Source organism: Xanthomonas sp. NCPPB 4037 (genome assembly GCF_041475695.2).
GTDB classification, from domain to species: domain Bacteria; phylum Pseudomonadota; class Gammaproteobacteria; order Xanthomonadales; family Xanthomonadaceae; genus Xanthomonas; species Xanthomonas campestris.
In genome coordinates this window covers 100,641-127,585 of the sequence record NZ_CM191261.1, presented here as the reverse complement: position 1 = coordinate 127,585, position 26,945 = coordinate 100,641, and the positions used below count along the sequence as shown (strand labels likewise).

General features: G+C 65.4%; 22 protein-coding genes and 2 pseudogenes. 17 read left to right on the top strand and 7 right to left on the bottom strand.

From position 1 onward, the window contains the following. Window positions 1-120: 120 nt before the first annotated feature. The 3 genes from ACCQ01_RS00585 to ACCQ01_RS00575 form a co-directional block, all read right to left on the bottom strand. On the bottom strand, window positions 121-1,143 hold the full coding sequence (locus tag ACCQ01_RS00585; protein WP_228433285.1) for an amidohydrolase family protein: 1,023 nt from the start codon (window positions 1,141-1,143) through the stop codon (window positions 121-123). Window positions 1,144-1,371: 228 nt separating this feature from the next. Continuing rightward, window positions 1,372-2,427, bottom strand: a complete 1,056-nt coding sequence (locus tag ACCQ01_RS00580) for a 4-oxalomesaconate tautomerase (RefSeq protein ID WP_228433287.1) — start codon at window positions 2,425-2,427, stop codon at window positions 1,372-1,374. Beyond that, window positions 2,420-3,091: a 4-carboxy-4-hydroxy-2-oxoadipate aldolase/oxaloacetate decarboxylase gene (locus ACCQ01_RS00575; RefSeq protein ID WP_228433289.1), complete on the bottom strand. Its 672-nt coding sequence runs from the start codon at window positions 3,089-3,091 to the stop codon at window positions 2,420-2,422. Before ACCQ01_RS00575 ends, ACCQ01_RS00580 begins: the two co-directional genes overlap by 8 nt. Window positions 3,092-3,192: 101 nt before the next feature. Between ACCQ01_RS00575 and ACCQ01_RS00570 the strand changes: the two genes are divergently transcribed. The 4 genes from ACCQ01_RS00570 to uvrD all read left to right on the top strand — a co-directional run bounded on the left by ACCQ01_RS00570 (window position 3,193) and on the right by uvrD (window position 10,096). Further along, a complete protein-coding gene (locus tag ACCQ01_RS00570; protein ID WP_228433291.1) occupies window positions 3,193-4,500 on the top strand; it encodes a LysR family transcriptional regulator in 1,308 nt (435 codons plus the stop codon). 15 nt (window positions 4,501-4,515) lie between these two features. After that, entirely contained in the window at window positions 4,516-5,934 is a 1,419-nt protein-coding gene (cls, locus tag ACCQ01_RS00565; protein WP_029629072.1) for a cardiolipin synthase, read from the top strand. 312 nt (window positions 5,935-6,246) lie between these two features. Beyond that, complete coding sequence (locus tag ACCQ01_RS00560; RefSeq protein ID WP_228433293.1) at window positions 6,247-7,638, top strand: FAD/NAD(P)-binding protein; 1,392 nt, start codon at window positions 6,247-6,249, stop codon at window positions 7,636-7,638. 271 nt (window positions 7,639-7,909) lie between these two features. After that, window positions 7,910-10,096, top strand: a complete 2,187-nt coding sequence (uvrD, locus tag ACCQ01_RS00555; protein WP_228433295.1) for a DNA helicase II — start codon at window positions 7,910-7,912, stop codon at window positions 10,094-10,096. Window positions 10,097-10,274: 178 nt separating this feature from the next. Here uvrD and ACCQ01_RS00550 read toward each other — a convergent pair whose 3' ends face one another. Next, the gene (locus tag ACCQ01_RS00550) at window positions 10,275-10,499 is read right to left on the bottom strand and encodes a hypothetical protein (protein ID WP_103702600.1); all 225 of its coding nucleotides are present in this window, start codon (window positions 10,497-10,499) and stop codon (window positions 10,275-10,277) included. Between the two features lie 454 nt (window positions 10,500-10,953). Here ACCQ01_RS00550 and ACCQ01_RS00545 point away from each other — a divergent pair, with 454 nt between their 5' ends. Together ACCQ01_RS00545 and ACCQ01_RS00540 are read left to right on the top strand one after the other, a co-directional pair. Next, entirely contained in the window at window positions 10,954-11,535 is a 582-nt protein-coding gene (locus ACCQ01_RS00545) for a sugar O-acetyltransferase (protein WP_228433297.1), read from the top strand. A gap of 99 nt (window positions 11,536-11,634) precedes the next feature. Beyond that, a complete protein-coding gene (locus ACCQ01_RS00540) occupies window positions 11,635-12,081 on the top strand; it encodes a universal stress protein (RefSeq protein WP_228433300.1) in 447 nt (148 codons plus the stop codon). 463 nt (window positions 12,082-12,544) lie between these two features. Here the strand turns inward: ACCQ01_RS00540 and tagK are convergent. Further along, a pseudogene (tagK, locus tag ACCQ01_RS00535) lies at window positions 12,545-13,202 on the bottom strand (transcriptional regulator TagK). Between the two features lie 281 nt (window positions 13,203-13,483). On the opposite strand from tagK, the gene tssB reads away from it, so the two are divergent. From tssB to tssH, 8 genes are all read left to right on the top strand, one after another. Beyond that, window positions 13,484-13,993, top strand: coding sequence for a type VI secretion system contractile sheath small subunit (tssB, locus tag ACCQ01_RS00530; RefSeq protein ID WP_115007712.1), 510 nt, complete (start codon window positions 13,484-13,486; stop codon window positions 13,991-13,993). A 2-nt stretch (window positions 13,994-13,995) separates the two neighbouring features. Next, entirely contained in the window at window positions 13,996-15,489 is a 1,494-nt protein-coding gene (gene tssC, locus ACCQ01_RS00525; protein ID WP_228433302.1) for a type VI secretion system contractile sheath large subunit, read from the top strand. A gap of 82 nt (window positions 15,490-15,571) precedes the next feature. Beyond that, window positions 15,572-16,075 carry an Hcp family type VI secretion system effector gene (locus ACCQ01_RS00520; protein ID WP_042597867.1) on the top strand — a complete coding sequence of 168 codons (504 nt, stop codon included), beginning with the start codon at window positions 15,572-15,574 and terminating at the stop codon, window positions 16,073-16,075. A gap of 67 nt (window positions 16,076-16,142) precedes the next feature. Further along, window positions 16,143-16,937: a type VI secretion system accessory protein TagJ gene (locus ACCQ01_RS00515; RefSeq protein WP_228433304.1), complete on the top strand. Its 795-nt coding sequence runs from the start codon at window positions 16,143-16,145 to the stop codon at window positions 16,935-16,937. A gap of 6 nt (window positions 16,938-16,943) precedes the next feature. Beyond that, a complete protein-coding gene (gene tssE / locus ACCQ01_RS00510) occupies window positions 16,944-17,447 on the top strand; it encodes a type VI secretion system baseplate subunit TssE (protein WP_228433306.1) in 504 nt (167 codons plus the stop codon). Between the two features lie 3 nt (window positions 17,448-17,450). After that, window positions 17,451-19,343, top strand: a complete 1,893-nt coding sequence (gene tssF / locus ACCQ01_RS00505; protein ID WP_228433308.1) for a type VI secretion system baseplate subunit TssF — start codon at window positions 17,451-17,453, stop codon at window positions 19,341-19,343. Next, complete coding sequence (gene tssG, locus ACCQ01_RS00500) at window positions 19,307-20,347, top strand: type VI secretion system baseplate subunit TssG (RefSeq protein ID WP_228419813.1); 1,041 nt, start codon at window positions 19,307-19,309, stop codon at window positions 20,345-20,347. Before tssF ends, tssG begins: the two co-directional genes overlap by 37 nt. Before the next feature lie 57 nt (window positions 20,348-20,404). Beyond that, on the top strand, window positions 20,405-23,164 hold the full coding sequence (tssH, locus tag ACCQ01_RS00495; protein WP_228433310.1) for a type VI secretion system ATPase TssH: 2,760 nt from the start codon (window positions 20,405-20,407) through the stop codon (window positions 23,162-23,164). Here tssH and ACCQ01_RS00490 read toward each other — a convergent pair. Then, window positions 23,115-23,920 (bottom strand): annotated as a pseudogene (locus ACCQ01_RS00490) (IS5 family transposase). The gene tssH and the pseudogene ACCQ01_RS00490 sit on opposite strands and share 50 nt — an antisense overlap. A gap of 551 nt (window positions 23,921-24,471) precedes the next feature. On the opposite strand from ACCQ01_RS00490, the gene ACCQ01_RS00485 reads away from it, so the two are divergent. From ACCQ01_RS00485 to ACCQ01_RS00475, 3 genes are all read left to right on the top strand, one after another. Continuing rightward, a protein-coding gene (locus tag ACCQ01_RS00485) for an IS3 family transposase (RefSeq protein WP_228433650.1) occupies window positions 24,472-25,574 on the top strand; the annotation gives its coding sequence in 2 pieces (ribosomal slippage) (window positions 24,472-24,730 and window positions 24,730-25,574; 1,104 coding nt in all). Between the two features lie 51 nt (window positions 25,575-25,625). Continuing rightward, window positions 25,626-25,895: a hypothetical protein gene (locus ACCQ01_RS00480; RefSeq protein WP_228433545.1), complete on the top strand. Its 270-nt coding sequence runs from the start codon at window positions 25,626-25,628 to the stop codon at window positions 25,893-25,895. Next, window positions 25,892-26,209, top strand: coding sequence for a plasmid stabilization protein (locus tag ACCQ01_RS00475; protein ID WP_372358845.1), 318 nt, complete (start codon window positions 25,892-25,894; stop codon window positions 26,207-26,209). The genes ACCQ01_RS00480 and ACCQ01_RS00475 overlap by 4 nt, the downstream gene beginning before the upstream one ends. A 66-nt stretch (window positions 26,210-26,275) precedes the next feature. Here the strand turns inward: ACCQ01_RS00475 and trhA are convergent, their stop codons facing one another. Continuing rightward, entirely contained in the window at window positions 26,276-26,938 is a 663-nt protein-coding gene (gene trhA / locus ACCQ01_RS00470) for a PAQR family membrane homeostasis protein TrhA (protein ID WP_042595485.1), read from the bottom strand. Window positions 26,939-26,945 lie beyond the last annotated feature (7 nt).

Here is a 26,945-nt window from a genome sequence, read left to right as displayed (position 1 = left end):
GAGGGGTAGGGTGAGGGTGCGGGGCGAAGCCACTCGCAGTGGTTGGAGTGCCAGAGGCTTCGCACGTACTCTCATCCGCCCCTGCGGGGCACCTTCTCCCGCTGGGAGACGGGAACACCGCTACAGCCCACGCGCACGCAGTTGCGCATCCAGGCGCGGGTAGACCCGCCGCGCGTTGCCTTCGAACACCTTGCGCTTGTCTGCATCGGAGATGGTCAGTGCATCGATGTAGCGCTTGGTGTCGTCGAAGTAATGCCCGGTCTGCGGGTCGATGCCGCGCACCGCGCCCACCATTTCCGAGCCGAACAGGATGTTGTCGATGTCGATCACTTCGAACAGCAGGTCGATGCCCGGCTGGTGATACACGCAGGTATCGAAAAACACATTGTGCATCACATGCGTGGCCAGCGGCGGTTTGCCCAGCATATCGGCCAGCCCGCGAAAGCGCCCCCAGTGGTAAGGCACCGCGCCGCCGCCATGCGGAATGATGAAGCGCAAGCTCGGGAAGTCGCGGAACAGATCGCCTTCCAGGAACTGCATGAAGGCGGTGGTATCCGCGTTGAGGTAGTGCGCACCGGTGGCGTGGAAGTTGGCATTGCAGCTGCCGGACACATGCACCATCGCCGGCACATCCAGCTCCACCATTTTCTCGAAGAACGGGTACCAGGCACGGTCGGTGAGCGGTACGCCATTCCAGTGCCCGCCCGACGGGTCGGGATTGAGATTGCAGCCGACAAAGCGTAGTTCGTTGACGCAGCGTTCCAGCTCGGCGATGGAGTGGCTGATCGGAACGCCTGGCGATTGCGGCAGCTGGCAGACACCGATGAAGGTGTGCGGATACAACTGCACCACGCGCGCGATCAGGTCATTGCAGCGCTGCGTCCAGGCCTGGCTCACCGCTTCGTCGCCGATGTGGTGGGCCATGGTGCTGGCGCGTGGCGAAAAAATGGTCATGTCCGCGCCACGCTCGCGCAGCAACCGCAATTGGTGCTGTTCGATGCTCTCGCGCAGCGCATCGTCGGAAATGTGCGGGTATTGCGGGGCCGGTCGCTGCGGGTCGTCGTGATGGGCGATCTGCGCCTTGCGGAACGCATCGTGCGCAGCAGGTGCGGTGGTGTAGTGGCCGTGGCAGTCGATGATCATCGGGTCGTCTGATGTGAGGGAACGTGCGCATCGCGCGGTTGCTTGCAGCCGCTGCAGCCGGGCGCGCGGGATCGGCAGGTGCCTACATACGCGCGGTTGCGCAGGCGATAGCCGCTGCAGGCGGCACATCGCGCAGACGGTACCGCCTGAGCTGCCGAGTGCACCGGCAGCTGCATCAAGCCCCCGGCCGTGCCGTCATCGGCAGGCGTGAATGGCATGGGCTGCTGACTAGCCAAACAGCACCCCATCGAACAGTTTGCGGGCGGTGCGCACGACGGCGGCGCGCACCACGTTGCCGTGCGCGTCCAGTGCAATGAGGCAGCTGCTGGTACCGCTGGGGTGTTCGATCTCCAGCTGCTGCGTGGTGCCGCCCGGCAGCTGTGCCAGCGCGTGCGCCGGCGTGCCGGGCAGCAGGCAGGCGGTGGACACGGTGACCGCGCCCAGCACGCCGATGGAGGCATGGCAGCGATGCGGAATGAACGAGCGCACCGTGATCGCGCCGCCGTTGTGTGGGGCGGAAACCAGCATCAACTTCGGCACGGTGGCGGTGGCCACATCGCCCAGCCGCATCAGCGGCCCGGCCTGCAGGCGCAGGGTTTCCAGGCGCGCCTTGAGTGCGACATCGGCATCGAGCGTGGCGCGGTCTTCGTCACCGCGGATGCCCACATCGCTGGCACGCAGTACCACGCAGGGCATGCCGTTATCGATCAGCGTGACCGCAATGCCATCCAGCAGGTCCACCGGGTTGCCGGTGGGCAGCAGTGCGCCGCAGCTGGAACCGGCAATCTCGGCAAAGGCCAGCGCGATGGGCGCGGCGGTGCCGGGCACGCCGTCGATCCGGGTGTTGCCGGCGTAGGTCACCTGGCCGCCCGGCGTGCACACGGTGGCGGTGGCCACGGTGCCGGTGTTGCGCATGAAGATGCGCACCGCGGTCTGGCCGTCCTGGGCAGGCAGCAGGCCGCGCTCCAGTGCGAATGGCCCCACACCGGCCAGCAGGTTGCCGCAGTTCTGCGCGTCGCTGACCTGGGCCTGATCCACCGAGACCTGCAGGAACAGGTAGTCCACGTCGGCATCGTCGCGCGCGGAGCGGCTCACCACCGCCACCTTGGAGGTGAGCGGGTCGGCGCCGCCTATGCCATCGATCTGGCGCAGGTCCGGCGAGCCATAGGCGCGCAGCAGGAAGGCATCGCGCGCGGCGGTGTCAGCCGACAGGTCCGCGGCCAGGAAGAACCCGCCCTTGGAGGTGCCGCCGCGCATCCACATCGCGCTTACGCCCTCAGACATAGCGCAGGCCCTTCGCGGCCAGCCGCTCGCGCATGGCGTAGATGTCCAGGCCCAGTTCGCCGCGCGCCAGCCGCTCGCGCTTGATCAATTCGCGCGCTTCGCGTGCCTGGGCTTTGGCCAGCACCGCCTGTGCCTGGGCGTTCGGCACCACGCAGACGCCGTCGTCGTCGGCCACCACCACATCGCCTGGCTGGATCAGCTGCCCGGCGCAGACCAGCGGCACGTTCACCGCGCCCAGGGTCTCCTTGATGGTGCCCTGCGCGCAGATGGCGCGGCTCCACACCGGGAAGCCCATGGCGGTGAGGTCGCGCACGTCGCGTACGCCGGCGTCGATGATCAGCCCACGGCAGCCGCGCGCCTGCGCCGAGGTGGCGAGCAGGTCGCCGAAATAGCCGTCGCAGCACTCGCTGGTGGGCGCGACTACCAGCAGGTCGCCGTCGCGCAGTTGCTCGATCGCCACATGCATCATCCAGTTGTCGCCCGGCGGGACCGACACCGTGACGGCGGTGCCGGCGATGCGGCAGCCGGCATAGATCGGCCGCAGCCGGTGATGCAGCAGCCCGCTGCGGCCCATGGCTTCGTGCACGGTGGCCACGCCCGCCTGCGCCAACCCTTGCACGACCGCGACCGGGGTACGCGCGATGTCGGTGACGACCTGGCTCATCCATCCATCCTCGTTAGCAATACGCCGAGTCTGTTGGTGGAGCGCTTGCTGGCTCAAGATCAATTTAAGGTATGTCTATTGATTCTGCTTATAGTTAGAGCATGTCGATACCCTTCGAAATCAACCTGCGCCACCTGTATGCCATGCATGTGGTGGCCGAAGCGGGCAGCGTCAGCGCCGCCGCGCCACAGGTGAACCTGTCGCAGCCGGCGCTCACCCAGGCCATCGCGCGGCTGGAACAGCAATTGGGCGTGCGGTTGTTCGACCGCCATCCCGGCGGCATGGCCGGCACCGAGGCCACGCGCCTGCTGGCACCGCGGGTGGCGCGCGCATTGGCGCACCTGGGGCGCGGGCTGCGGGTGGCCCGGCGCGCGCTGCGGCTGCCGGCCCGCCCGGGCCTGGAGCGGCGGGTGTCGCTGGGGCAACTGCAGGCACTGGTGGCGGTAGACGTCGCCGGCAGCTATTCGCTGGCGGCGGTGCGCACCGGGGTCTCGCAGCCGGCCATCTACCGCGCGGTGCAGACGCTGGCCGATGTGGTCGAAGTGCCGTTGATCGTGCGCCGCGGCAAGAGCGTGCACGCCACGCCGGTGGCGCTGCGGTTGCTGCGGCAGGTGCGGCTCGCCCTGGCGGAGCTGGGCGCCGGGCTGGACGAAGTGGCCGCGCTGCGCTCCCAGCACGCCGGGCGGGTGACGGTGGGGGTGATGCCGCTTGCCCGCGCGGTATTGCTGCCGCGTGCATTGGCGCGCTTCGCACGCAGCCACCCCGGTGCCACCGTCAGCGTGGTGGAAGGGCCGTATCCGGAGTTGCTGGCGCAGCTGCGCGAGGGCGGGCTGGACCTGTTGATCGGCGCGTTGCGCGAGCCGTTGCCCGTGCACGACGTGGTGCAGGACGCGCTGTTCAACGATGCGGCGGTGATCGTGGCGCGCAGCGGGCATCCGCTGGCCGGGCAGGCCTACGCCTTCGCGCAATTGCTGGACTACCCATGGGTGGTGGCGGCCACGGGCACGCCGCTGCGCGCGCGCTGGGAGCGCATGTTCCGCGACCAGCAGCTGGAGCCGCCGCCGCCGCGCATCGAATGCGGGTCGGTGCTGGTCATCCGCGGGCTACTGCTGGAAGACGAGTGGCTGACCGTGATGTCGCGCGACCAGTTCCTGTTCGAGCAACGCGCCGGGCTGCTGTGCGAGATCGGCCTGGCGGTGCCGCAGCTGCGCCGGCAGATTGGCCTGACCACACGCGCTGATTGGCACCCCACCCGCGCGCAGTCGGCCTTCGTGCAGACCGTGCGCCAGGTGTGCGCCGATCGCGCACTGCCGGCCGATACTGCGGCCGGGCCATTCCGGCATTGCGCAGCGGCGGCGTCCGGACCGTTGCGTTTATGCGCGGCCCGGTCAGAATCGGGCTCCCCTTGACGAGACCCGATGCCGATGCTGCCTGACTGGTTGCAAGGGACCTGGCTGCTGGCGCTGGACTGGGCGATCCGCCTGGCCGCGCTGCTGTGGATCCCCACCCGCACCACGCCTGGGGCGGCGCGCAGCTGGTTGCTGCTGATCGGCTTCGTGCCGGTGGTTGGCCTGCCGCTGTACCTGTTGTTCGGCCACCCGTGGCTGTCGCGACAGCGCGTACAGCGCCAGGCCACGGCCTCGCAGGTGATCCGCGAGCAGCAGTTGCCGTTGCACGCCTTGCGCTGGACTCCGCAGCCGGACACCAGCAGCGCCGAGGTGGTGCCGTTGATCGAGCGGCAGGGCGATTTCATGCCAACGCTGGGCAATGCGGTGGAACTGCTGGACGACTACGAGGCCTCGCTGCAGGCGCTGATCACCGCGATCGACCAGGCGCAGGAACGCGTGCATCTGCTGTATTACCTGATGTTCGACGATGCGGTGGGCGAGGCGGTGGTGGCTGCGCTGGAACGCGCCTGCGCACGCGGCGTGCGCTGCCGCTTGCTGCTGGATGCGATGGGCGCCAAGCGTGGCCTGCGCCGTTATCGCCAGCGCCTGCAGGCCAGTGGCGTGGAGGTGCTGGCCTTGCTGCCCGGCGGCTTGCGTTGGCGCCGCAGCGGGCGCATGGACCTGCGCAACCACCGCAAGATTGCGGTGATCGACAACCAGGTCGGCTTTGTCGGCTCGCAGAACCTGGCCGCGCCCGGCTTCATCGCCGGTGCGCCCAATCGCGAACTGGTCGCGCGCGTGCGCGGGCCGGTGGTCAACCACCTGGAAGCGGTGTTCGCCAGCGACTGGTTCACCGAAACCGGGCAGCGCCTGGACGTGTGGCCGGACGCACCGGTGTACGACGACAACATCGCCACCCAGTTGCTGCCCAGCGGGCCGGCGTATCCGTTCGAAAACGCACGCGATGCGATCAACGCGGTGATCCATCTGGCGCGCCGCAAGGTGGTGTTGGTCACGCCGTATTTCGTGCCGGACGAAGCCATGCTCAGTGCGTTGCGCATCGCCGGGATGTCTGGCGTGGACGTGCAGTTGATCCTGTCCGAACACAACAACCAGCGGCTGGCGGCGTGGGCGCAGGAAGCCTATTTCGAAGAGTTGCTGCGCTGTGGAGTGAAGATTGCGCTGTACCGGCCGCACTTTCTGCACGCCAAGCATCTGAGCGTGGATGAAGACATTGCGTTGGTGGGCTCGATCAACCTGGACATTCGCTCGTTTGCGCTCAATGCCGAGATCGGCATGCTCTGCTACGACCGTAACGTGGTGCTACGCCTGCGCGAGATCGAGCAGGATTACCTGGCGCAGTCGCAGCCGGTGGACATCGCGCAGTGGCGCCGCCGCCCGGCCTGGCGGCGAAGCCGTGAAGGCATCGCACGCCTGGCGGATGCGCTGATGTAGTGGGCGGCTGGATGGCTGTCGCGCGGTGAGGCCTGGCATTGAAGCGTCGGGCAGCATGGTGGCCTGATTCGCACAGGCTTGGCGTAGTGAAGCCGAAGCATGCACCCCTCTGCCACGGGTAATTGAGAGCAGCGCACGCACAGTGTGGCGCCGGGCTAATGCCGGCCTGGGTGCTGCGTGCAGTCTCACCGCGTGGGGCTGCGAACCTCACCCAGCAGTCAGCTGCCGCGCAGCGAATCCAGCACCTCACATGTCGGTTGCCGCTGCACCGGTGGTCATGGGTCCGACGCAGCCATCGCCTACAATTGCAGCATGAACGAACAGCGTGTGCCCGGCGATGCAGCGATCGCCATTGTCGGTGGTGGCGCGTCCGGCGTGCTGGTGGCCTTGCATCTGCTGCGCCAGGCCACCGCGCCGCTGCAGATCGTCATGATCGAGCCCAGCGCGGCATTGGGCGAAGGCGTGGCCTACGCCACGGCGCGGCCCGAGCATCTGCTCAATGTGCCGGCCGCGCGGATGAGCGCGCTGGCCGAGTTGCCAGGCGATTTTGTCGCCTACCTGCAGGCCACACAGGCCTGCCCGGCGCTGGACGCGGCGCAACTACCGCAGCAGTTCGTGGGCCGCTGCCTGTATGCGCCGTACCTGCGTGCGCGGTTGCAGGAGGCCTGCGCGCACAGCCCCGCCACACTCACTGTCTGCAGCGCTCGCGTACGCGACCTGCAGCCCAATGCCGCAGGCGCGCTGCTGCACTTGGACAACGGCCAGCACCTGCAGGCTGCCAGCGTGATCCTGGCGGTGGGCAATGCCTTGCGGCCGCTGCCATTGCGCGGCGCCGCCGGCCTGGCGCCCGGCCAGCGCGTGGAAGCCTGGGACACGCCCGCAGTGGCGCAGATTCCGCAGGACGCGGCGGTGTGCATTATTGGCTCCGGGTTGAGCATGGCCGACAGCGTGGTCACCCTGGCCGCGCAGCAGCTCCGCGGCGCGGTGCACGTGGTCTCGCGGCACGGCTTGCTGCCGCTGCCGCACGCACACGCCACGCCGGCACCGTTCGACCCGCAACCGCTGCTGGCACTGCCCCTGCGCGCGCGCATGCGCGCATTGCGCGGACACGCGCGCGACGCGGCCGCGCAGGGCCTGCCCTGGCAGAGCGTGATGGAGCGCATCCGCCCGTTGAGCCAGGCGCTATGGCAGACGCTGTCGGCCGCCGACCAGCGCCGCTTCTTGCGGCATGTGGTGCGCTATTGGGATGTGCATCGCCACCGCATCGCCGCGCCGGTGCATGCGCACCTGCAGGCAATGCAGGCGCGTGGGCAATTGCAACTGCATCGCGCGCGGCTGGATGTGGCGTACCAGGCCGGTGCCTGCGTACGGGTGAGCGCCGGTGCCGGCGCGGGGCATGCGCTGCAGCTGGATGTGCAGACGCTGATCAACGCCACCGGCGTGGAAATGCGCGTGCAGGCCATGCGCAACGGCCTGCTGCAGCAGCTGCTGGGCCAGGGCATCGCCGCGCCCGGCCCGCATGGCATCGGCGTGGACACCGCCGCCAATGGCGCGCTGCTCGATGCCGATGGCCGCCCCAATCCACGCCTGCGGGTGATCGGCAGCCTGCGCATCGGCTCGCTATGGGAAAGCCTGGCGGTACCGGAACTGCGTGAGCAGGCAACGGCGATTGCGCGGGATGTGCTGGTATTGCTTGGGCGGTGAGGGGCGTTGTTCCCTTCTCCCGCTGGGAGAAGGTGGCGCGAAGCGCCGGATGAGGGTGCGAGCGAAGCTCTCGTGTTACCCACCACTCGTAGTGGCTTCGCCCCGTACCCTCACCCCAACCCCTCTCCCGTAGGAGAGGGGCGTTGTTCCCTTCTCCCGCCGGGAGAAGGTGCCCCGAAGGGGCGGATGAGGGTCCGAGCGAAGCCTCGCATCCCAAACCCCTTCATCCCAATCTCAGCCGCAGCGACGCCACAACCGGTAAAATGCCCGGGTGGATGTCTCTCATTTGCTCGATCACCTGAACCCCGCCCAGCGCGAGGCCGTTTCCGCGCCGCCGGGGCATTACCTTGTGCTGGCCGGGGCCGGCTCCGGCAAGACGCGCGTGCTGATCCATCGCATTGCCTGGCTCAATGAAGTCCAGGGCGTGCCCAACCACGGCATCTTCGCGGTGACCTTCACCAACAAGGCCGCCGGCGAAATGCGCCACCGCACCGACCTGCAACTGCGCAACGGCAGCCGCGGGATGTGGATCGGCACCTTCCATGGGCTGGCCCATCGCCTGCTGCGCCTGCACTGGCAGGACGCGCGGCTGCCGGAAGGCTTCCAGGTCATGGACAGCGACGACCAGTTGCGGCTGGTCAAGCGCGTGGTGCAGTCGCTGGAGCTGGACGAGACCAAGTATCCGCCCAAGCAGATGAGCTGGTGGATCAACGAGCAGAAGGACGAAGGCCGCCGCCCGCAGCACATCCAGCCCGAGCCCAACGACGACTGGACCGAGGTGCGCCGGCAGGTGTACGCCGCCTACCAGGAACGTTGTGACCGCTCCGGGCTGCTGGATTTCGCCGAACTGCTGCTGCGCGCGCACGAATTGCTGCGCGACACCCCGGCCCTGCTGGCGCATTACCGCGCGCGCTTCCGCGAAATTCTGGTGGACGAGTTCCAGGACACCAACGCCATCCAGTACGCCTTTGTGCGCGTGCTGGCCGGCGAGAGCGGCCACGTGTTCGTGGTCGGCGACGACGACCAGGCCATCTACGGCTGGCGCGGTGCCAAGGTCGAGAACGTGCAGCGCTTCCTCAAGGATTTCCCCGGCGCGCAGACGGTGCGGCTGGAGCAGAACTACCGGTCCAGCGCCAATATTCTGGGCGCGGCCAATGCGGTGATCGCGCATAACCCCGACCGCATCGGCAAGCAGTTGTGGACCGATTCCGGTGATGGCGACCCGATCGATCTGTACGCGGCCTATAACGAAGTCGACGAGGCGCGTTATGTGGTCGAGCGCGCGCGCCAGTGGGTGCGCGATGGTGGCAGTTATGGCGAAGTGGCGGTGCTCTATCGCAGCAATGCGCAATCGCGCGCGCTGGAAGAAGCGCTGATTGCCGAACAACTGCCGTACCGCGTGTACGGCGGCATGCGCTTTTTCGAACGCGCCGAAATCAAGGACGCGCTGGCGTACCTGCGGATGCTCACCAACCGCAGCGACGATGCGGCGTTCGAGCGTGCGGTCAACACGCCCACGCGTGGCATTGGCGATCGCACCCTGGATGAAGTGCGCCGGCTGGCACGCGCCAATGCGCTGTCGCTTTGGGAAGCGGCGATGCTGTGCACGCAGGAAAACACCCTGGCGGCGCGCGCGCGCAATGCACTGGCTACGTTCCTGAGCCTGGTCGGCCAGCTGCAGGCCGAAACCGGCGAGATGGACCTGGCCGAGCGCATCGACCATGTGCTGATGCGCTCGGGCCTGCGCGAGCATTGGGCCAAGGAAAGCCGCGGCGGGCTGGATTCGGAATCGCGCACCGAGAACCTGGACGAACTGGTCTCGGTGGCTTCGCGCTTCACCCGCCCGGACGATGAAGACAGCCAGGGCATGACCGAACTGGTGGCCTTCCTCGCCTACGCCTCGCTGGAAGCCGGCGAAGGCCAGGCGCAGGCCGGCGAAGAAGGCGTGCAGCTGATGACGCTGCACTCGGCCAAAGGCCTGGAATTTCCGATCGTGTTCCTGGTCGGGCTGGAAGATGGCCTGTTCCCCAGCGCACGCTCGCTGGAAGAAAGCGGCCGGCTCGAAGAAGAACGCCGCCTGGCCTACGTAGGCATCACCCGCGCGCGCCAGAAACTGGTGCTGTGCTACGCCGAATCGCGGCGCATCCACGGCCAGGACAACTACAACGTGCCGTCGCGCTTCTTGCGTGAGATCCCGCGCGACCTGCTGCATGAAGTGCGGCCCAAGGTGCAGGTCTCGCGCACCGCCTCGCTGGGCGCCGCACGCGGCGGCCCGATGCACGCCGTGGTGGACGCTGCACCGATCAAGCTCGGCGCCAATGTCGAACACCCCAAGTTCGGTGGTGGCGTGGTTGTCGACTACGAAGGCGCCGGCGCGCATGCACGCGTGCAGGTGCAATTCGATGAAGTGGGCGCCAAGTGGCTGGTGATGGCGTACGCGAATCTGACGGTGGTGTAGGCCGGTTGCATTCCCCTGCGATTGCGTTTTTTAGCAGGCGTAGTCGTAGTGCGTTGCACCGTGCGTGCAACGAGAGGGCCCCGAGCGCTGGTGTGTGTCACGCGTCAAGCGAAATCGCGTGACGCGTGCGGCAGACAGCAGGTGGATGAAGCGTCGTCGCCGTTGCCCCGTTGTGCGCTTACATTTCCCAGCTGAAGCGGGAGTTGATCTGCTTGCCGTTCACGGTAAGTGTCGACTTGTTGGCGAGCACGACCAGGGTGAACGGTGGCACACGCGTGTCGTGTCCTGTGTAAATCAGGCGGAGGATTCTGCGCTTGGTATCGAACATCTTGACCTGGAAGCCGTCCCGCAACCACACGCCCTCGCTGTCGCCAGGTGCATTGAAACGAAAACTGGCGATCACTGGCCGGGTGTCGTGCCCGATTTCGAACATGATGGAGTAGCCACCTTCTTCAAAAGAAAGTGAGGTGGTTGCGTGTGCAGATGTGCTCAGGCAGGCCAACACCAGTAATGCAATGCAGGCGAATACACATCGTGTCATGACGTCATCCTTGACCGCGGTCGTGCCGGAATGGCACGGGAAGAAGTATCGATGCTGGCATAGCGGTATTGCAACGTGGGCGGCAAGCAACGCAATGGAGACACAGCCGCTATGCGGGTGAGGCCGTTGCATGAAATGCGCATTGGCCGTTTCCACGTCGGTGGTGAGCGCGCCAGTCGCTTCAACCAGTCGCCCGATCGCGACGTTCTGTAAGCCGCGTGAGCCGGCAATCGGGCCATTGGTGCATCGCTCGATGCGTGCCCCCCAGATCCATGCCACCCTGGTACCACTTCATTGCACAGGTGCGCACGACGGCATGCAATCCGAAAAACAGAAGATGCTCGCAGGCGAGCTGTACAACGCGGCGGACGCGCAACTGCAGGCAGATCAAGCGGCGGCGGCGCAATGGATGGCGCGTTACAACGCCGCTGCGCAACAGCCCGCTGCGCAGCGCCATGCCTTGCTCGTCGAGCGTCTGGCCGAGGTGGGTGCAGGTGCGGTGATTCGCCCGCCGTTCCATTGCGACTATGGCTACAACATCCGCTTGGGTGCTGGGGTTTTTCTCAACTTCAATTGCGTAATTCTGGATGTGTGCGAGGTCAGTACCGGCGATGGCACGCAGATCGGGCCGGCGGTGCAGTTCTACGCGGCCGACCATCCGCGCGATGCGACTGATCGTGCCAGCGGGCTGGAGTTTGGCCGCCCGATTCATGTGGGACGCAATGTGTGGATTGGCGGCGGCGCGATCATTCTGCCGGGCGTGCGCATTGGTGACGATGCGTTGATCGGCGCCGGTGCGGTGGTCACCCGCGATGTGCCGGCAGGCGCTACTGCGGTGGGGAATCCTGCGCGTGTGCGCATGGCGCGCACCGATCCGCAGGCGACCCCGACCGACTGACCGCGTATCCCGCTGAATTGATCTGTCTCAAGGCGATAGTTGCGCCGCGCTGTCACGCTGATTCCGCCGGTGGATGTGCCGGCATTCCAGGAGGCCACCATGTACAAACGTATCCTGATCGCCATCGATGCGTCCGAGCTGTCCCACCGCGGGTTGTTTCAGGGTCTGGAACTGGCCAAGGCCACTGGCGCCAAGGTCGACATCGTCACCGTCTCCGAGCCGTGGGCGATGGGCATGTACGACGCGATGGGTTGGAGCGTGGGGTACGAAGCCAGCCCGGACTATCGCAAGGAGCGCGAGGCGGCTGCGGAAAAGATCCTGCGTCCGGCTGTGGAGTTGGCGATCGCTGCGAACCTCAAGGCGACCGCGCGGCATGTGCTTGACCGTTTTGCGGCCGAGGGCATTGTGCAGACCGCCGAGGACTGCAAGAGCGACCTGATCGTGATGACTTCGCACGGCCGCCGCGGCATGAGCCGCGTATTGCTCGGCAGCCAGACGGTGGAGGTGCTCACACACAGCACGATTCCGGTGCTGGTGATTCGTTGAGATTGCGGTTGATGCGAGCGCGATGACCAATCGAGTCCAGGCTAGTCGTGCAGAACGTCTGTAGGAGCGCCCTTGGGCGCGATGGGCGTTACCGGTAAGGCCCATCGCGCCCAAGCGCGCTCCTACGCAGGTGTGTGCAGCTCGCCATTCGCCTGAGGTAGCTCGGCAACAGCGCGCTCAGCGGCACTCGCAGCGTGATGCATCCAGCTCGTCGTAGGAGCGCCCTTGGGCGCGATGGGCGTTACCGGGAAGGCCTCATCGCGCGCAAGCGCGCTCCTACGCAGGGCGTGCAGCTCGTCATTCGCATGAGGTAGCTCGGCAACAGCCGCGCTCAGCGGCATGCGCATCGTGATGCGTGCGGATCACCGTAGGAGCGCCCTTGGACGCGACGGGCGTTACCGATAACGCTTCATCGCGCGCAAGCGCGCTCCTACCTAAATCTCGGGTCCAACCAGCCCCACGCTCAGCCGTCCATCGGCTCCAGCTGCGCCGCAAACCGCGGTATCGGCCGTGCCAGTCGGCGCAGGGCTTCGGCATGCACCAGCGGGGCGCCGTGGGTGGGCGCGATGGCGCTGGTGCGCGGGGCGGTGCGCTCGGGTTGCACGTCTTGGCCGAGCTCGCGCATGAAGCGCCACATCGGCATGTAATGGCCGCGCCGCGGTGTCTGCGCGGCGGGGGCGGCGCGGCATTGCCGGCGCCACTGGATCGGCGGCATGCCGAAGCGCTGCTGGAACGCACGCTGGAACTGGCGTTCAGAGGCAAACCCCATTTCATACAGCAACCAGGTCAGGCTGCATTCCGGGTACGCCTGCAGATAGCGGTGCGCGGTGCGCAGCCGTTGCTCGCGGATATAGCTGGCCACGCCGCCGCGCGACTGGAACAGCCGGTACAACGACGCACGCGATAACGCGAACGCCTGCTGCAGCGAGTCGGTGCCCAGTTCGGCTTCGCCGATGTGCTGCTCGATATACGCCAGCAGGTCGATCATCAACGCGGCGCTGGCCTCGCCAGGCATGATCGGCGCGGTGGTCAGGGTGGTGCGGTAGGACATGGTCATGCGCGTGCATCACGGCCCACTCCCCGGGGCCTGTCCCTTGATCAACCGAGAAAAGCGCCGGCAACCCATCACGGCGATGTCACGAAATCGGCGATGCATCACGCATCCATGCGATTGAGACGATTTGTCGGGTGAGCGCCCAGGGCCATTCCTAGACTCGCCGCAGCGCTAAGAAAGCGGCACCACGGCCCTGTTCGGCACGCGTGGTGCGCGGCGGGTGCGGGGTTCGCACACCGGGCGCCACAGCACGGTCCAGGCCGTCACACCGGGCCGGCGGAATCAGGCAAATGCAGCGCACGTGCATCGCACGGTGGCGCAACGGGCAAGCTCAATCGGAGATCAGGCATGGCCAGCAGTCAGAAGTTCATCGCCCGCAATCGGGCACCACGCGTGCAGATCGAATACGACGTGGAGGTCTACGGCGCGCAGAAGAAGGTGCAGATCCCATTCGTGATGGGTGTGATGTCGGACCTGTCCGGTGCCAACGCCGGCGAGCTGCCCTCGCTGGAAGAACGCAAGGCACTGGAGATCGATGTCGACAACTTCGACAGCCGGCTGCAGTCGATGCGCCCGCGTGTGCAGTTCAAGGTGCCCAACACGCTCACCGGTGAAGGCGAGCTGGCGGTGGATATCACCTTCGAAAGCATGGACGACTTCTCGCCTGCGGCCATCGCGCGCAAGGTCGAGCCCCTGGCCAAGCTGCTGGAAGCACGCACGCAGCTGGCCAACCTGGACACCTACATGGACGGCAAGGCCGGCGCCGAGCATTTGATTGCGCAAGCCATCCGTGACCCGGCACTGCTGCAGTCGCTGGTGTCCGCCGCCAAGCCTGCCTCCGAGCCGGAAGGAGCCTGACCATGTCCGCCACCGAAGCCGCACTGGCCAGTAGCACCGCCGACACCCTGGAACACGGCGATTTCGCCGCCTTGCTCAATCGCGAATTCCGCCCCAAGAGCGAACGCGCCAAGGAAGAAGTGGAATCGGCCGTGCGCACCCTGGCCGAGCAGGTACTCCATCGCAGCGATGTGGTCAGCGAAGATGTCTCGCAGACCATCAAGGCCTATATCGCCGAGATCGACCGCACGCTCACCGCGCAGCTCAACCAGATTCTGCACAATGCCGATCTGCAGCAGCTCGAAGGTGCCTGGCGTGGCCTGCATTATCTGGTGAGTAACACCGAAACCGACCAGCAGCTCAAGATCCGCGTGCTGAACATCAGCAAGAAGGAACTGGGCAAGGTGCTCAAGCGCTACAAGGGCACCGCGTGGGATCAGAGCCCGATCTTCAAGAAGGTGTACGAGCAGGAATATGGCCAGCTCGGTGGCGAGCCGTACGGCTGCCTGGTGGGCGATTACTACTTCGACCAGAGCCCGCCGGATGTGGAGTTGCTCAACGGTATCGCGCAAGTGGCCGCAGCCGCGCATGCACCGTTCATTGCCGCCGCTGCGCCCAAGTTGATGGGCATGGACAGCTGGAGCGAGCTCTCCAACCCGCGCGATCTGGCCAAGATCTTCTCCACGCCCGACTACGCCGCCTGGCGTTCGCTGCGAGAGTCCGAAGACGCCAAGTACATCGGCCTGGCGATGCCGCGCACCTTGTCGCGCCTGCCGTATGGCGCGGCCACCGCACCGTTGGATGAATTTGATTTCGAAGAAGACACCGCCGGTGCCGATTCGGCCAAATACACCTGGCAGAACGCGGCCTATGCGATGGCAGTGAACATCAACCGCTCGTTCAAGCAATACGCCTGGTGCTCGCGTATTCGCGGCATCGAATCCGGTGGCGCTGTGGAAGGCCTGCCCACGCACAGCTTCCCCACCGACGATGGTGGCGTGGACATGAAGTGCCCCACCGAAGTGGCGATCACCGACCGTCGCTCGGCCGAGTTGGACAAGATGGGCCTGATGCCGCTGGTACACCGCAAGAACTCGGACATGGCCGCCTTCATCAGCGCGCAATCGTTGAACAAGCCGGACGAATACGACGACCCGGACGCCACCGCCAATGCCGCACTGGGCGCGCGCCTGCCGTACATGTTCGCGTGCTGCCGTTTTGCGCACTACCTCAAGTGCATCGTGCGCGACAAGATCGGCTCGTTCTCCGATCGCGAACAGATGCAGGGCTGGCTCACGCGTTGGGTCACCCAGTACATCGACGGCGACCCGTCCAATTCCAGCGAAGAAACCAAGGCGCGCAAGCCGCTAGCCGCGGCCGAAGTGGTGGTGGAAGAGGTCGAGGGCGCGCCCGGTTACTACAGCTCCAAGTTCTTCCTCAAGCCGCACTACCAGCTGGAAGGCCTCACCGTCTCCCTGCGCTTGGTGTCGCGCTTGCCCTCGGCCGCCAAGGCCTGATCCGACGCGTTTGCGTCACGGCGACGGCGTGCATCTGGCACGTCGCGCCCCTGTGTTTCCCACTTAGCGAAGGAGCAGTTCCATGGCGTTCGACATGCACATCAAGTTTGGCAGCGGCAAGGTCAAGATCGAAGGCGCATCCAACCACAAGAAGCACAAGGGCGAGATCCCGATCCTGGCGTGGTCGTGGGGCGCGAGCAATTCCGGCGACCTGCACACCGGCGGTGGTTCGGCCAGCGGCGGCAAGGCGCACATTCAGGACATCTCCATCACCAAGTATGTCGATGGCTGTTCGAATGCCTTGCTGGATGCAGTGTGCACCGGCGCGCGCGTGGATGGCGCCTGGTTGTACGTCACCAATGCCACCGGCGAGCAGAGCGACTTTCTCACCATCGAGTTGAGCGAAGGTGTGCTGATCACCTCGCTGTCCACCGGCGGTTCCGGTGGCGAAGATCGCCTGACCGAAAACGTGACGCTGCATTTCGGCAAGTTCAAGTACGGCTTCCAGCCGCAGGACGACAAGGGCATCGCGCAGGGCGGCGCGAAGGAATTCACCTACGACATCCAGGGTGTCGCGAAGGCGTAATTCAACACGGCAATGACCGGCGGCGCCGCACCCGGCGTCGCCCCCTCTTCCAACAAGGAACCGCGCGATGGATGCCACCGCACAGACCCTGCTTGCCCGTGGCGAGCCGGCACAGGCGCTGCAGCAGCTGATCCAGCAGGTGCGCCGGCAACCGGCCGATGCAGCGCAACGCGTGTTCCTGTTCCAGCTGCTGGCCGTGCTGGGCCAGTGGTCGCGCGCGGCCGACCAGCTGCGTGCCTGCGCCGAATTGGACAGCAGCACCAAGCCGCTGGTGCAGACCTATCTCACCGTGTTGCACGCCGAGCAGACGCGCGCCGAGGTGTTCGCGGGCACGCGCCTGCCGCATGTGATCGGTGAACCGGCTGCCTGGCTGGCGATGCAGCTGCAGGCCTTGCAACTCTCTGCGCAAGGCCATGGCGAACAGGCCGCGTTGTTGCGTGCGCAGGCCTTCGCGCAGGCACCTGCGAGCGCCGGTACGCTGGATGGGCAGCGCTTCGACTGGCTTGCCGATGCCGACCCGCGCTTTGGCCCATGCATTGAGCTCATCCTCGACAGCGGCTATGCCTGGGCACCGCTGAGCCAGCTCCGCCAGCTGCGCTTTGAAGCACCGCTGGATCTGCGCGACACCGTGTGGGCACCGGTGAGCGTGCTGTGGCGCAATGGCGGCCAGGCATTCGGTTATGTACCGGTGCGCTATCCCGGCAGCGAGCATCTGGATGCCGGCGAACTGCAGCTGGCGCGTCGCACCGAATGGACCCAGGGCGCGCAGGGCGAGATCGGCCTGGGCCAGCGCATGTGGAGCACCGAGTCTCGCGATGTGGCGCTGCTCGAAGTGCGCGACGTGCAGTTCGACGCGGACTGACCCGCCATGGCCGAGCTCACCACCACCGAACGCCTGCAGCCCTCGCTGCTGGACCGGCTGACCGACACCGCACCCAGCCAACGCGATGAGAGCCGCGAGCAACGCGTGATCTCCGCCACGCGCCTGCGCGAATGCGTCATCCGCGATCTGTCGTGGTTGTTGAACACCGTGAATCTGGACACCAACCATCCGCTGGAGGCGCACCCGCAGGTGCAACGCTCGGTGCTCAATTTCGGCATTCCCGATCTGGCCGGCGTTGCGGTCACCGGCATCGATGCGGCGGCGCTGCAGCAGCGGTTGCGCGAGGCGATCCTGGCATTCGAGCCGCGCCTGATTCCAGAGACCTTGCGTGTGAGCGTGCATGCCGATGGCGCGCGCATGGACCGGCGCTCGCTGCTGTTCACCATCGAATCGGAGATGTGGGCGCAGCCGCTGCCGTTGAACCTGTATCTGAAGACCGCGCTGGACCTGGAAACCGGCCGGCTCGACGTTGTCGAAGGGCACGGCTGAGCCATGGACCCGCGCCTGCTCCCGTACTACAGCCGCGAATTGCAGCACGTGCGCGACATGGGCGCGGAGTTTGCGCGCGAGTATCCCAAGATTGCCGGGCGGCTCGGCCTGGATGCCTTCGAATGCGCCGACCCGTACGTGGAGCGGTTGCTGGAAGGTTTTGCGTTTCTGGCTGCGCGCGTGCAGCTCAAGCTGGATGCGCAGTACCCGGTGTTCACCCAGCACCTGCTGGAGATGGTCTACCCGCATTACCTGGCGCCGCTGCCATCGATGGCGGTGGTGCAGTTGCAGCCGGACCTGAAAGATAGCGGCCTGGCCGCCGGCGTGGCGGTGCCGCGCCACAGCGCGCTGCGCAGCCTGATCGGCGCCGGCGAGCGCACCGCCTGCGAATTCCGCACCGCCCATGCGGTCACGCTGTGGCCGCTGCAATTGACCGAAGCCAAGTACCTGGATTCGCCGGCCGCGCTGGCCGCTGCCGGTGTGGCGGTGCCGCCCGGGCGCAGCGTGCGTGCCGGCATCCGCCTGCGCCTGGAGGTGGTGGGCGGCGCACAGGCGCAGGATCTGGCGCTGGATGCGCTGCCGCTGTTCCTGGCCGGCGCCGATGGCCTGCCCAAGCGCCTGTACGAACAGTTGCACGGCGACTGCGCGGGTGTGGTGGTGCGTGGCAGCGATGCCGGCGGCGCCACGCGCGAACTGCTGCTTGATGCCAATGCACTGCGCACGCGCGGCTTCGCCGACGATGATGCATTGATTCCCTACGACGGCCGCTCCTTCAGCGGCTATCGGCTACTGCAGGAATACTTCGCTTGCCCGGAGCGCTTCCTGTTCGCCGAACTCACCGGCCTGCGCGCGGCGTTGCGTCGCCTGCATGGCAGCAGTTTCGAAATCGTGGTGTTGCTGGAGCGCAGTGTGCCCGCACTGGCGGCGGCAGTGGGCGCAGAGCACTTCAAGCTGTTCTGCACCCCGGCGATCAATCTGTTCGAACGCCGCGCCGACCGCATCCACCTGCACACCGGTCAGCACGGCTATCACGTGCTGGCCGACCGCACCCGGCCGATGGATTTCGAGATCCATCACCTGGGCGAGGTGGAAGGTTTTGGCGATCGCCAGGAGCCGGAGCAGCGCTATACGCCGTTCTACGGCGGCGATGCGCGCACCTGGCATGCGCGGCACGGCGCGTTCTACACCATGCGCCGTGAGCCGCGGCTGCTGTCGGCACGCCAGCGCCGCGACGGTGCGCGTTCCAGCTATGTGGGTAGCGAGGTCTTCGTCAGTTTGGTGGACGCCGACGACCAGCCGCACAGCACACGGCTGCGCCAGCTGGGTCTGCAATTGTGGTGCAGCAACCGCGATCTGCCGCTGCACATGCCGGTGGGCAAAGGCAGCACCGATTTCAGCATGGACAGCGGTGTGCCGGTGCAGAGCGTGCGCTGCGTGGCCGGCCCCACCAAGCCGCGCCCGGCGCTCTGCGATGGGCAAACTGCCTGGCGCCTGCTCAGTCAATTGCAGCTCAATTATCTGTCGCTGTTCGACGAGGGCACTGGCGAGAGCACCAGTGCTGCGGCGCTGCGCGAGATCCTCACCTTGTACTGCGACCCGTTCGACGCCTCCGCACAGCGGCAGATCGAGGGCATCAAACAGGTGAGTGGCACGCCGATCGTACGGCGCATTCCGGTGCCTGGCCCGATCACTTTCGGGCGCGGGCTGCAGATCACGCTCACCTGCGAGGACGCCGCTTTCGAAGGCACCGGCGCGTTCCTGCTGGCCTCGGTACTGCGGCACTTCTTTGCGCGCTACGTCTCGGTGAATGCGTTTACCGAAACGGTGCTGCGCACCACCGAACGCAACGAGGTGGCCCGATGGCCCGCTCAGCCCGGCTCCCGCCCGCGTCTGTGAGCGCGGCCGCCGCCGCGCTGGAACAGGCGCTGCAGGCCCGGCCACACGACTTCAGCCCGTTTGCGGCCTTGCGCGCGATCGAGCGCTGCCATCCGCAGCAGCCGCGCCTGGGCGAATCCGCGCGCGCCAGCGACGACGTGGTGCGCTTGCGGCATCTGCCGTCACTGGCCTTCGCCCCGCGTGCGCTGGAGCGCTACGTGCCACAGCAAGACGCTCAACCGGCCGCGTTATACAGCGTGTTTCTCGGCCTGTTCGGGCCAAATGCGCCGCTGCCGCTGCATCTCACCGAATACGCCATCGAGCGTGCGCAGCAAGCCAAGGACGGCACCTTCGCCGCGTTCGCCGATGTGTTCCATCACCGCATGCTGAGCCTGTTCTACCGCGCCTGGGCGCAGGCGCAACCCAGCGTGCAGGCCGAGCGCCCGGCGAGCGACCAGTTCCGTTCCTGGCTGGATGCACTGGTGGGTATCGCCAGCCCGCAGTTGCGCGACCGCGATGCCTTGCCCGACGACGCACGGCGTTACTACGCCGGCCGCCTTGGCGCGGCGACACGCACACCGGAAGGCTTGCGTGCCTTGCTGCAGCAACTGTTTGCCTGGCCGGTGCAGGTGCAGGAGTTCATCGCCGAATGGATGCGCCTGCCTGTCGATGCGCACCTGCAGCTAGGCATCGGCCCGCGCAATGCGCGTCTGGGTGTGGATAGCGTCGTCGGCGCGCAGGTGCGTGGCGCGCAACAGCGCGTGCGTATTCGCCTGGGGCCGCTGCCACGCATCGCCTTTCAACGCTTCCTGCCCGGCGGGCAGGCGTTGCGCCAACTCACCGCTGCGGTGCGCAGCTATCTGGGCGACGAATTCGGCTGGGAGCTGCAGTTGTTGCTCAAGGCCGACGAGGTGCCCACCCCGCGCCTGGCGCGCAACAGCCGGCTGGGCCTGGACACCTGGCTTGGCCGCCGCGCCTGGAGCATTGCCGATGCCGACGACGTATTGCTGCGCCCCTCCGGGTGAGGCGCCCGGCCACTTGATTCGCTCACGACCGATGTACTGACTTCGAAGGACGCACCCATGGCCGAGATCTCCCGCAGTGCCCTGTTCGGCAAGCTCAATCCGCTGGCCTATCGCGGCATCGAAAGCGCCACCGTGTTCTGCAAGCTGCGTGGCAACCCGTATGTGGAGCTGGTGCATTGGCTGCATCAGTTGCTGCAGCTGCAGGACTCGGACCTGCACCGCATCATCAAGCACTTCCAGCTCAACCCCTCCACGCTGGCGCGTGATGTCACCGCCGCGCTGGATGGCTTGCCGCGCGGCTCCACCGCCGTCACCGATCTGTCGGCCAATGTGGAAGAAGCGGTGGAGCGCGGCTGGGTGTATGCCTCGCTGAGTTTTGGTGAGGCGCAGGTGCGCACTGGCTATCTGGTGGTCGGCATCCTGAGCGTGCGTGGGTTGCGCAATGCGTTGCTGGCGATCTCCAAGGAGTTCGACAAGCTCACGCCTGCGGTGCTCAACGAGCACTTCGCCGAGATCGTGGCCGGCTCGCCGGAAGACGGCCTGCTGCCCAGCGATGGATTTTCGCTCGGTCAGACCGCTGCCCCTGGTGAGGCTAGCGGTGCCATCGCGCCTGCCGCGCTTGGCAAGCAGGAAGCGCTGAAAAAATTCACCACCGATCTCACTGCGCAGGCGCGCGAGGGCAAGCTAGACCCGATCATCGGCCGCGATGACGAGATCCGCCAGGTGGTCGACATCCTGATGCGTCGCCGCCAGAACAATCCGATCTTGGTTGGCGAAGCAGGTGTCGGCAAGACCGCCGTGGTGGAAGGCTTCGCGCAACGCATCGCCCGCGGCGACGTGCCGCCCGCGTTGAAGGATGTGCAACTGCGCACGCTGGATGTCGGCCTATTGCAGGCTGGTGCCAGCATGAAGGGCGAGTTCGAGCAGCGCCTGCGCGCGGTGATCGACGAAGTGCAGGCCAGCCCCAAGCCGATCATTTTGTTTGTCGACGAAACCCACACCCTGGTCGGTGCCGGTGGCGCGGCCGGTACCGGTGATGCGGCGAACCTGCTCAAGCCGGCACTGGCGCGCGGCACGCTGCGTACGGTGGGCGCGACCACGTTTGCCGAATACAAGAAGTACATTGAAAAAGACCCCGCACTGAGCCGCCGCTTTCAGGCCGTGCAGGTGGACGAGCCGGACGAAGCCAAGGCGGTGCGCATGATGCGCGGCGTTGCTTCGATGATGGAGCAGCACCACAGCGTGCAGATCCTTGACGAAGCGCTGGAAGCGGCGGTCAAGCTCAGCCACCGCTATATCCCCGCACGCCAACTGCCGGACAAATCGGTGAGCCTGCTCGATACCGCGTGCGCCCGCGTGGCGGTGAGCCTGCACGCTACCCCGGCCGAAGTGGACGACAGCCGCCGCCGCATCGAATCGCTGGATACCGAGCACGCCATCATCGAGCGCGAGCGCGCGATCGGCATCGTGGTAGAGGAGCGCGCCGCTGCGTGTGCCGGCTTGCTGGAAAGCGAACACGGCCGCCTGCGTGATCTGGAGCAGCGGTGGGTTGCCGAGAAGGCATTGGTGGACGAGCTGCTTTCGCTGCGTGCACAACTGCGTAGCGGTAACGCGCCGGTGGAAGGCACTGGTAGTGCACTGGAAGCAGAGGCCGATGCCGATGCCGAGCAGATCGCGTCTGGTGACACAGCGGTGCTCGAAGCACCGGTGCACGTGGATCGCGACACGCTGTTGGCGCGCCTGCAGTTGGTGCAGGCCGAGTTGGGCGCACTGCAGGGCGAATCGCCACTGATCCTGCCCACGGTCGACTATCAAGCCGTCGCCGCCGTAGTCGCCGACTGGACCGGCATCCCGGTCGGGCGCATGGCCCGTAACGAGATCGACACCGTGCTGCGCCTACCCGAGTTGCTGGCCAAGCGCGTCATCGGCCAGGACCACGCCATGGATATGATCGCCAAGCGCATCCAGACCAGCCGCGCCGGCCTGGACAACCCGGACAAACCGATCGGCGTGTTCCTGCTGGCCGGCACCTCCGGCGTGGGCAAGACCGAAACCGCACTCGCCCTGGCAGAAACCTTGTACGGCGGCGAGCAGAACCTGATCACCATCAACATGAGCGAATACCAGGAAGCGCACACCGTCTCCTCGCTCAAGGGCGCACCGCCCGGCTATGTCGGCTACGGCGAAGGCGGCGTGCTCACCGAAGCGGTGCGCCGCAAGCCGTACTCGGTGGTGCTGCTGGATGAAGTGGAAAAAGCCCACCCGGACGTACACGAACTGTTCTTCCAGGTCTTCGACAAAGGCTGGATGGAAGACGGCGAAGGCCGCCGCATCGACTTCCGCAACACCTTGATCATCCTCACCAGCAACGCCGGCACCGACCTGATCGCCAGCCTGTGCAAGGACCCGGAACTAATGCCGGATCCGGAAGGCATGACAAAAGCCATTCGTGAGCCGCTGTTGAAGGTGTTTCCGCCTGCATTACTCGGGCGTTTGGTCGCGATTCCGTACTACCCGCTTAGCAACGACATGCTCGGCCAGATCGTGCGGCTGCAGTTGAACCGCATCAAGAAGCGGATTGAGGAGCGCTACAGGATTCCGTTCGATTACGACGATTCGGTGGTGGAGCTGGTGGTAAGTCGTTGCACCGAGAGCGAGTCGGGTGGGCGGATGATCGATGCGATTTTGACGAATTCGATGTTGCCTGAGATCAGTCGAGAACTTCTCAGCCGAAACCTCGAAGGCAAGCTTGCCTCACTAGAGCGTGTTATGAACTTTGAAATAGAGCGGCTGCATTTCCAAGCATCAGGATCGTGAAGACGACAAAGTGCAAACCGGCCAACGTTTCCGGCAATCGCTCATAGTCGCGCGCCAGTCGTCTGAAGCGATTGACCCAGCCGAAGCTGCGCTCGACAACCCAGCGGCGCGGCAGCAAGACAAACCTTTCTTCGCTTCTTGCAGCTTGATGACGTGCAACTCAATGCCCTCTTCCTTAGCCGCTTGCGCCGGTTCTTGGCCGGTATAGCCCTGATCCACAAAAGCGATCTTGACCGTTTCACCGGTCACGTGTTGTACCTCCTGGGCCAACGAACGGACCTGTGCGCGTTCCTGCTCGTTGGCCGGCGTGACCTGGACGGCAAGCAGATGTCCCAGCGTATCGACGGCCATATGCACCTTGCTGCCTTTCTTGCGCTTATAGCCATCGTATCCAGCACGCGGCCCGCTTTCACAGGTGGACTGCAGCGTCCGGCCATCAAAAATCACCGCGCTCGGCTGGCCTTTCTTCCCCTGTGCCACACGCAAGAGTGAGCGCAGATCGCTGACCATGGCCTCAAAGCAGCCAGCCTGCAGCCAGCGCTGCGTTTGCTGATACACCGCTTCCCAAGGCGGGAAATCGTTGGGAAGCAATCGCCACGGTGTGCCGGCGCGTGCGATCCAGCGCAGTGCGTTAAACATCGCGCGTAGCGCGTATTTGCGCTGCGGTGCTTGCGCATCCATCAGTGTGAGATATGGCGCAGCGAAGGCCCATTCTTCGTCGGAGATATCGGTTGGATATGGCTTACGAGGCTTCATCCGTATACGTTATCGTGACAAGGGCAAAGTTCATAACACGCTCTAGTCAAAGTGGATGTCAAGAACGATCAATTTTTGTGTCATTTCGGTTGACATCAGCTCCTTTCCTTCAATCCACCCCAATATTATTTTAAAGGAGGCGGACATGCCTGTGAAAGATTTAACCAAGGCATCGGACCTAACGCTCAGAAGTGCTTATGAGCAGGACTACAAGACCGATCGCGAGAAGAAGGACCACGTACATCGTCAGGTCATCAATATCATCAACAAGAAAATCCGCATCTCAGGTATTGATTATGATGTGATCGATCTAGGGGTGCTGCGGCAACAGAAGTATAGTAACGTTGCCAACTTTCTGCAGAACGCTATTAAAAATGGCGGTGTACGCCCGGATACGCCCTTTCATCAGAATTTAGAGTTGCGCTACCCCGTCGACGCCGTCAACTCTTATCGCTATGTCGAATATAATGTGATCGGTGGTGGCGACGTCCCCCCAATTTTGAGTAGCGCCTCAGTTTGGAGTCCAATTCCCTACCCCGAGGAGATTGGACGTGAAGAAGCGTTTTTCCGAAGAACAGATCATCGGCTTCCTGCGCGAAGCCGAAAGCGGCGTCGCCATCAAGGACCTGTGCCGGCGGCATGGCTTCAGCGAGGCCTCGTACTACCTGTGGCGCAGCAAGTTCGGCGGGATGAGCGTGCCCGATGCCAAGCGGCTCAAGGAGCTTGAGTCCGAGAACGCGCGGCTGAAGAAGTTGCTGGCCGAGCAGCTGTTCGAGAACGACCTGATCAAGGATGCACTGCGAAAAAAGTGGTAAGCGCACCGGCGCGTCGGACGCTGGTGCGCGAATGGATCGGGCGTGGTGCCAGCGAGCGTCGTGCGTTGGCAGTGATCGGCATGAGCGCCAGTGCACTGCGGTATTGCCCGCGCGAAGATCGCAATGGCGAACTGCGCGAACGCATCTGTGCGTTGGCACATCGCCATCGCCGCTATGGCGTGGGAATGATCTATCTCAAATTGCGGCAAGAAGGGCGCATCGTGAACTACAAGCGTGTGGAACGGTTGTACCGCGAGCAGCAGCTGCAAGTGCGCCGCCGCAAGCGCAAGAAGGTCCCAATAGGCGAGCGTCAACCGCTGCTGCGGCCAGCGCAGGCCAACCAGGTGTGGTCGATGGACTTCGTGTTCGACCGCACCGCCGAAGGGCGGGTGATCAAGTGTCTGGTGATCGTGGACGATGCAACCCACGAAGCGGTCGCCATCGAGGTGGAGCGCGCGATCTCGGGCCACGGCGTTGCGCGCGTGCTGGACCGACTGGCGCACAGTCGCGGTTTGCCGAAGGTGATCCGCACTGACAATGGCAAGGAGTTTTGCGGTAAGGCGATGGTCGCCTGGGCGCATGCCCGTGATGTGCAACTACGGCTCATCCAGCCAGGCAAACCGAACCAGAACGCCTATGTCGAATCCTTCAACGGCCGACTGCGCGACGAATGCCTCAACGAGCACTGGTTCCCGACGTTACTGCACGCGCGCACCGAAATCGAACGCTGGCGACGCGAATACAACGAGGACCGACCCAAGAAAGCAATCGGCGGCATGACGCCGGCTGCTTATGCTCAACATCTGGCAAACACCGATATCATCAACCCCGGACTCTAAACCAGGCCGCTACTCAGGGCGGGGGGACGTCGGGTCTTGCGCGAGATGGGCATGCCATTGGACGTGCTTCATGTGGACGCTGCGCAGTGGGACGCCGAGAGCGGCAAGACGAAGCGCCGGCCTGACCGCTCCGAGGCGATGAAGGTCAAGGAGTTGGACGCACGCTATGCGGTGTCGCTACGCACCCAGACCGAGCATGCCCTGGCCGACCCCCGCCCCGCACTCTCCAGCGCGCAGGCGAAGCAGCAAATGGAGACGCTCAAGACGCAACAACGTGCGGCGCTTGAGGCAGCACTGGCTGCAAAGTGCACGCGTGCGTGAACGTGGCCTGGAAGCAGAGCGCGCTGGATGCGCGCACCGCATTGCTCGCCTCAGCACTGGCGCGCGCGATCGACATCTCCGACCCGCAGATGTATTTCGCCGCATGTGAACAGGACGACCGGATCGAAACCGAGGGCGACGCGCTGGATGGTGCCGCCATCTATCACTCTGGGCCACTGCCGGGAACGCGTTTGTCCACCTGCCAGCACGGCAGATATCTCTTGATCTATACCCACGACGGCGACGATGTGCTGATCCTTGTCCTTGTACCTGCGCGCTCTGATTGGAAGCCGACGTCGTCAGTCGATCAATAGATCCATGACGTGTCGATGCTAGCGAGCGAGGGGCATACGCGACTGCTCGACGACATCGACAGCGCGCTACACCTCGCCCATCGGCCGCAGGCACAGCCAGATGGCGCACCAGTGCGACAGCGCGCCGCCGAGCACATGGGCGTGCCAGATGGCGCGGTTGTAGACCATTGACTTGCGCACGTAGAAGCCCACGCCCACGGTGTAGAACGCGCCGCCGGCGGCGATGAGCCACAGCACGGTGCTGTCCAGCCCGGCGACGATCTGCTTGATCACCACGATGCCGGCCCAGCCCAGCAGCAGGTAGATGGCCACCCAGAAGCCTTTGGCGATGCCGGGCAGGAACAATTTGGCGAACACACCGAACAAGGCCACACCCCACACGCTCAGGATCATGGCCCAGCGCCAGCTGCCATCCAGCGCCAGCAGGAAGAACGGCGTGTAGGAGCCGGCGATCATCACGAAGATGCCGGCGTGGTCGAACTTGCGCAGCATCGGCTGGCGCTGCGGCGGGGCGAAGTTGTAGGCCGCCGAGCAGGCAAACATCACCAGCAGCCCCAGCGCGTAGACGCAGGTGGCCAGCACCATCGTGCCGTTGGCATGCGCGCGCCAGATCATCCAGGCGCCGCCAACGATGGCCAGGAACAACCCGGCGGCGTGCACCACAACGTCGGCACGGCGGGCGGAAGGGGTCTTGTAGTGCGGGGCGAGAGCGCTGGGGGGCACGGGCACGGCAGGT

What these genes read in the sequence shown, in the direction of transcription:
- ACCQ01_RS00540 (WP_228433300.1), top strand. Translation starts at nt 11,635, where the DNA reads ATGTACAAACGTATCCTGATCGCCATCGATGCGTCCGAGCTGTCCCAC.
- ACCQ01_RS00480 (WP_228433545.1), top strand. Translation starts at nt 25,626, where the DNA reads ATGCCATTGGACGTGCTTCATGTGGACGCTGCGCAGTGGGACGCCGAG.
- tssF (WP_228433308.1), top strand. Translation starts at nt 17,451, where the DNA reads ATGGACCCGCGCCTGCTCCCGTACTACAGCCGCGAATTGCAGCACGTG.
- tssG (WP_228419813.1), top strand. Translation starts at nt 19,307, where the DNA reads ATGGCCCGCTCAGCCCGGCTCCCGCCCGCGTCTGTGAGCGCGGCCGCC.
- ACCQ01_RS00515 (WP_228433304.1), top strand. Translation starts at nt 16,143, where the DNA reads ATGGATGCCACCGCACAGACCCTGCTTGCCCGTGGCGAGCCGGCACAG.
- tssE (WP_228433306.1), top strand. Translation starts at nt 16,944, where the DNA reads ATGGCCGAGCTCACCACCACCGAACGCCTGCAGCCCTCGCTGCTGGAC.
- tssH (WP_228433310.1), top strand. Translation starts at nt 20,405, where the DNA reads ATGGCCGAGATCTCCCGCAGTGCCCTGTTCGGCAAGCTCAATCCGCTG.
- ACCQ01_RS00580 (WP_228433287.1), bottom strand. Translation starts at nt 2,427, where the DNA reads ATGTCTGAGGGCGTAAGCGCGATGTGGATGCGCGGCGGCACCTCCAAG.
- ACCQ01_RS00585 (WP_228433285.1), bottom strand. Translation starts at nt 1,143, where the DNA reads ATGATCATCGACTGCCACGGCCACTACACCACCGCACCTGCTGCGCAC.
- ACCQ01_RS00575 (WP_228433289.1), bottom strand. Translation starts at nt 3,091, where the DNA reads ATGAGCCAGGTCGTCACCGACATCGCGCGTACCCCGGTCGCGGTCGTG.
- ACCQ01_RS00560 (WP_228433293.1), top strand. Translation starts at nt 6,247, where the DNA reads ATGAACGAACAGCGTGTGCCCGGCGATGCAGCGATCGCCATTGTCGGT.
- ACCQ01_RS00545 (WP_228433297.1), top strand. Translation starts at nt 10,954, where the DNA reads ATGCAATCCGAAAAACAGAAGATGCTCGCAGGCGAGCTGTACAACGCG.
- tssB (WP_115007712.1), top strand. Translation starts at nt 13,484, where the DNA reads ATGGCCAGCAGTCAGAAGTTCATCGCCCGCAATCGGGCACCACGCGTG.
- ACCQ01_RS00570 (WP_228433291.1), top strand. Translation starts at nt 3,193, where the DNA reads ATGTCGATACCCTTCGAAATCAACCTGCGCCACCTGTATGCCATGCAT.
- tssC (WP_228433302.1), top strand. Translation starts at nt 13,996, where the DNA reads ATGTCCGCCACCGAAGCCGCACTGGCCAGTAGCACCGCCGACACCCTG.
- ACCQ01_RS00520 (WP_042597867.1), top strand. Translation starts at nt 15,572, where the DNA reads ATGGCGTTCGACATGCACATCAAGTTTGGCAGCGGCAAGGTCAAGATC.
- cls (WP_029629072.1), top strand. Translation starts at nt 4,516, where the DNA reads ATGCTGCCTGACTGGTTGCAAGGGACCTGGCTGCTGGCGCTGGACTGG.